Source organism: Myxococcus sp. SDU36, assembly GCF_030168875.1.
GTDB classification, from domain to species: Bacteria; Myxococcota; Myxococcia; order Myxococcales; family Myxococcaceae; genus Myxococcus; species Myxococcus vastator.
Map to the genome: position 1 here is coordinate 2,321,337 of NZ_CP077414.1, position 5,103 is coordinate 2,326,439.

The 5,103-nt window shown below is 69.3% G+C and carries 3 protein-coding genes; 1 reads left to right on the forward strand and 2 read right to left on the reverse strand.

What is annotated here, in order from left to right:
* Position 1 precedes the first annotated feature (1 nt).
* Positions 2–874, reverse strand: coding sequence for an ImuA family protein (locus tag KGD87_RS09080; RefSeq protein WP_284667069.1), 873 nt, complete (start codon positions 872–874; stop codon positions 2–4).
* A gap of 140 nt (positions 875–1,014) precedes the next feature.
* The gene (locus KGD87_RS09085) at positions 1,015–2,229 is read right to left on the reverse strand and encodes a vWA domain-containing protein (protein ID WP_284667070.1); all 1,215 of its coding nucleotides are present in this window, start codon (positions 2,227–2,229) and stop codon (positions 1,015–1,017) included.
* Positions 2,230–2,465: 236 nt separating this feature from the next.
* Between KGD87_RS09085 and lon the strand changes: the two genes are divergently transcribed.
* On the forward strand, positions 2,466–4,949 hold the full coding sequence (lon, locus tag KGD87_RS09090) for an endopeptidase La (RefSeq protein WP_284667071.1): 2,484 nt from the start codon (positions 2,466–2,468) through the stop codon (positions 4,947–4,949).
* Positions 4,950–5,103: the final 154 nt, after the last annotated feature.

Here is a 5,103-nt window from a genome sequence, read left to right on the forward strand (position 1 = left end):
CTCAGTGCGCCGGCGGGGCCGCGGCCAGTCCCTGCCGCAGGGGTGGCATGGGCGCGTCACGGCCAGGACGCTGGCCCAGGATGCCCAGCCCGTTGCGCAGCGCTCCGGACTGAGCTCGCAGGAAGTCCGGCGTGTCGTCCTCCGCGTCCTCGGCCACGTCCAGCAGCCGGCCGCCTCCCTCCAGCCCCAGCGCCGGGTACAGCGCGCTCCACGGCAGCTCCGCCCGCGCGCCCGTGCCCCCCTGCCGGCTGCGCACCACCTCCACCGACCAGCCATCTCCGTCCCGGGCCTCCGTCCGCAGCCGGACCCCGCCGTCCGCCGGGGACTCTGGCGAGGTCAGCAGCAGGAGCAATCCGCCGCCGCGCGCCGCCGCGTCCGCCAGCTTGCGCGCCTCCGCCAGGGCCACCCGGCACGCGCGCCCGCCGGGACTCACTCCGCGCGTCAGGTCCAGCACCACGCAGGTGAAGGCCCCGCTCCGGGCCAGTTGCACCGCCGCCCAGATGCGCTGCTCGGGATTCTGGGGCCGGACGATGAGCAGCCGCTCCAGGTCCACGCCCAGGGCCGCGGCCGAGGGCGGGTAGAGCTCCCGGGGGCCGTCCACCCAGGCGCACAGCCGCGCCTCCTGGTGCGCCGCGGCCACCGCGTGCAGCGCCAGGCTGGTGCGCCCCGAGGCCGCCTCGCCGCACAGCTCCACCACCTGCCCCAGCGGCAGGCCCCCCGTCGGCAGCAAGGCGTCCACCGCCGACAGGCCCGTGCGGAGCACCGCCAGGTAGCGCCGGGGCGCCGCCTGCAACTGGCGGATCCGCTCCCGAAGCTGCTCCACGACCGAGCCCGTCCCCTGCGCCACTCCCACTCGCTGCTCCGCCGCGCGCATCTCGCCTCCTCGCCAGTCCCCTCCGGACCGGACGACCGGTGGGGCGGTCGTCCACTATCCTCGGAGGTCTGACATGCGCCTTCATGGGACGCATGGCGGTGGGTGCGTGGATCAGACCCGCTGGCGCGGGTCCTCCAGGCTCAGCCGGCGCAGAGGACCTTCACTTCCACCTTCTTGTCGTCCGCGCGGCGCAGGCAGCTCGACTGGAAGAACAGGCGGGCCGGGTACGCCTCCGTGGACGCCTCGTAGCGCAGGTCGCCCGCGGCCACCGAGCACCGCTCCACCTCGTCGTTCGCGCGCGTCAACTCCACCTGGACCAGCCGGGGGTCGGGCAGGTTCACCACCTCGATGCTCTGCGCCACCGTGGCCAGCTCCGCGATGCGCAGCAGGGTGTCGCGGTAGTTGTCCCGGCAGATGGAGTCGAGGTTGTCGAGCCCCTGGTCGAACATCCCCGCCATCGCGCGCTGCCGGTGGCCGGGACCGTAGGAGGTCGGGCAGTCGACGTTGCGCACGAAGACACCGTCGGGTGTCACATCGCGGATCAGCTCCGCCCGCTTGTCGGACAGCGCCACCGGACCAATCGTGGCCCAGAGCACCTGGCGCGAGGCCCCCGTTGAATCCCGGAGCTGCTGGAACGTGGCGAAGTACTCCTCCACCGGCGTCAGCAGATGGGCCTGCTCGCTGCAGTTGTCGATGGACGTGTCGTCGGACACCCACACCGGAGGGGGGCGCTGGGTGGTGCTGCAGTCTTCCTCGTCGGTGACCACCGCCACCAGCAGCCGAGCGCCGTCGCGCAGGAACCCGGCGTTGCCGTTCTCCGCTCCCGGCGTCGACACCAGCGGCTCCGTCACGGCCAGCCGGACCGCCTCGAAGGGCGTCTCCTGGCCGCTGCCCTGCGTGCCCTGAATCACCAGCCGCCGGAACTTCTCCAGCACGTAGGGATCCGTGCCGTCGATGAAGCGCTCGTCGGTGGGGTTGCCCGCCGCGTCCGGCACGCGCTGCAGCCGGCCGGCCTCATTGGCGTACTCCCGGAAGGTCGTCTGCCCCTGGAACATGGCCAGCCGGTACACGGACGTGGTGATCACGCCCACCCGGAAGTCCTGCGAGACGCCGCTGCCCTCCTTCAGCGCCTCCAGGAAGGCGGGCAGCTCGGTGGCGATGGCGTTCTGCTCCTCTTCCATGGAGCCGGAGTTGTCGATGACGAAGAGGATGTCCGTCTTCTGTGGCGCGATGACGGGGGACTCGCTCTCGCACCTCCCGGGGAGGTTGGAGCCCGGCTCGTCGACGGGCGACCGGCACGACGTCCACAAGAGAGACGGCAGCAGGAGCAGGTGGGCGAAGGATCGGCGCTTCATGGGGGGCCTCTCGAAGAGCTGCGCACCCCGGCGGGGCGCCGCATCAGATGCTAGAGGGGTGATCATGCCCCACCCTCCGTCCAGACGCGAGACTTCCGAGGAACCCTGGAGATGTGACGGGGGGCGGAAAAGCGCACACTGCGTTTGCCATGTCCGTTTTGGTTGTTACGTTGGTTCATCCGCCGCAGAAAACCTGGAAATGTTCACTGGTTGTCGAAGGGAAAAGGCTGAACTCCATGTCCGATGAGAAGAAGAAGGGCACCGCTGCGAGCGCTATGCCCACCGCGATGGCCCCTCCGGGGCTCATCAACAAGGAAGACATCCCGCAGGTGCTCCCCATCCTCCCCCTGCGCAACAGCGTCTTCTTCCCGGGCGGAGTGCTTCCGCTGGCCGTCGGCCGCCAGAAGACCATCGCCCTGATCAAGGACGCCGTGCGTGACGACCAGGTCATCGGCGTCGTCACCCAGCGCCGCGCCGAAGAGGAAGATCCGGGTGCCGCCGACCTCTACACCATGGGGACGGTCGCCCGCATCGTGAAGCTCCTGAAGATGGGCGAGGACAACTACTCGCTCGTGGTGCAGGGGCTCGCCCGCTTCCGCGTGGTGGAGCTGGTCCAGGAGGCGCCCTACCTCAAGGCCCGCGTGGATGCCGTGGAGGACAAGACCTCTTCGGAGAACGTGGAAGTCGAGGCGCTGGGCATCAACCTCAAGAAGCTGGCGCGCGAGGTCATCGAGCTGATGCCCGAGCTGCCCGCCGCCGCCACCGAGCTGGTGGAGAGCATCACCCACCCCGGCCACCTGGCGGATCTGATCGCCGCCAACGTGGACGTGCCCATCGAGGAGAAGCAGGCCGTCCTGGAGACGGTGGACCTCAAGGCGCGGATGAAGCTCGTGCTGGAGCTGCTCAACCGGAAGCGGGAGATCCTCAAGCTCTCCAACAAGATCGACTCCGCCGTGAAGGGCGAGATGTCGAAGACCCAGCGCGAGTACTACCTGCGCCAGCAGCTCAAGGCCATCAAGGAAGAGCTGGGGGAGATGGGCGAGGAGGAAGAGGAGCTCGACGAGCTGCAGGAGCGCCTGAAGAAGGCCGGCCTGCCGCCCGACGTGGAGAAGGTCGCCAACAAGGAGCTCAACCGCCTGAAGACGATTCCGGCGGCCTCCAGCGAGTACACCGTCGCGCGCACCTACCTGGATTGGATCGCCGACCTGCCGTGGGCGAAGATGTCCGAGGACAACCTCGACATCGAGAACGCGCGCCAGCAGTTGGACAAGGATCACTTCGGCATCAAGAAGGTGAAGAAGCGCATCCTGGAGTACCTGGCTGTCCGCAAGCTGAAGAACGACATGCGGGGCCCCATCCTGTGCCTCGTCGGTCCGCCGGGCGTCGGCAAGACGTCGCTGGGCCAGAGCGTGGCCAAGGCCACGGGCCGCAAGTTCGTGCGCCTGTCGCTGGGCGGCGTGCGCGACGAGGCGGAGATCCGCGGCCACCGTCGCACCTACGTGGGCGCCCTCCCCGGCCGCTTCATCCAGAGCATGAAGAAGGCCGGCACGAAGAACCCGGTCATGATGCTGGACGAAATCGACAAGCTTGGCGCCGACTTCCGTGGCGACCCGAGCGCGGCGCTCCTCGAGGTGCTGGATCCGGAGCAGAACAACACGTTCAGCGACCACTACCTCGACGTGCCCTTCGACTTGTCCAAGGTGATGTTCGTCGCCACGGCGAACCAGCTCGACCCCATCCCCGGTCCGCTGCGGGACCGCATGGAGATCATCGAGCTGACGGGCTACACCTTCGAGGAGAAGCAGAGCATCGCCCGCATCCACCTGGTGCCCAAGCAGCTCAAGGAGCACGGGCTGAGCCCGGACCACATCGAAATCACCGACGAGGCGCTGCTCACGCTGACCACCGCGTACACGCGCGAGGCCGGTGTGCGTAACCTGGAGCGCCGCATCGCGGACATCTGCCGCGCGGTGGCGGTGGAGGTGGCCGGCGGGAAGATGGAGAAGCAGACCATCAACCCAGACCGGGTGAAGGAGATCCTCGGGCCCGAGATGTTCTACTCGGAGGTCGCCGAGCGCACCGAGGTGCCGGGTGTGGCCACGGGCCTGGCCTGGACGGCGGCGGGTGGCGACCTGCTCTTCATCGAGGCGACGAAGATGGCGGGCAAGGGCGGCATGACGCTCACCGGCCAGCTGGGCGACGTGATGAAGGAGAGCGCCACGGCGGCGCTGAGCTACCTGCGCAGCAAGGCGGAGCAGCTCGGCATCAACCCGAACTTCCTGGAGAAGACGGACCTGCACCTGCACTTCCCGGCGGGTTCCATTCCGAAGGACGGGCCTTCCGCGGGCGTCACCATCCTGACGGCGCTCACCAGCCTCCTGACGGGCATCCGCGTGCGTCACGACACGGCGATGACGGGCGAGGCCACGCTGCGTGGCCTGGTGCTGCCGGTGGGTGGCATCAAGGAGAAGGTGCTGGCGGCGCACCGGGCGGGCATCAAGCGGGTCATCCTGCCCGAGCGGTGCCGCAAGGACCTGATCGACGTGCCGGACCAGGCGCGCAACGAGCTGGAGTTCATCTTCGTCACCCACATGGATGACGTCCTGAGGGCGGCGCTGGAGACGCCTCCCTTCGGCGTGGCGGGCACCCCGGGCGGCGAGCCGGGCAAGGAGGCTCCGCTGCCGAAGCCGGCCGAGTCCTCTCCCGAGGTCCGCGCGTAGCAGCGCACGGCCTTCCAGCCGATAGGAAGTGACACGGGCAGGCTCCCTTCTGGGAGCCTGCCCGTTGTCTTTGCGGGGCGGGTGGGCTTCCACGGCCCCCTGCGTACGAGGGAGACTGAGCGGCGACGCTCCTTTCCCGGGCGCATCACGCACC

Coding starts and splice junctions, on each gene's coding strand:
- KGD87_RS09080 (WP_284667069.1), bottom strand. CDS start 874: ATGCGCGCGGCGGAGCAGCGAGTGGGAGTGGCGCAGGGGACGGGCTCG.
- KGD87_RS09085 (WP_284667070.1), bottom strand. CDS start 2,229: ATGAAGCGCCGATCCTTCGCCCACCTGCTCCTGCTGCCGTCTCTCTTG.
- lon (WP_284667071.1), top strand. CDS start 2,466: ATGTCCGATGAGAAGAAGAAGGGCACCGCTGCGAGCGCTATGCCCACC.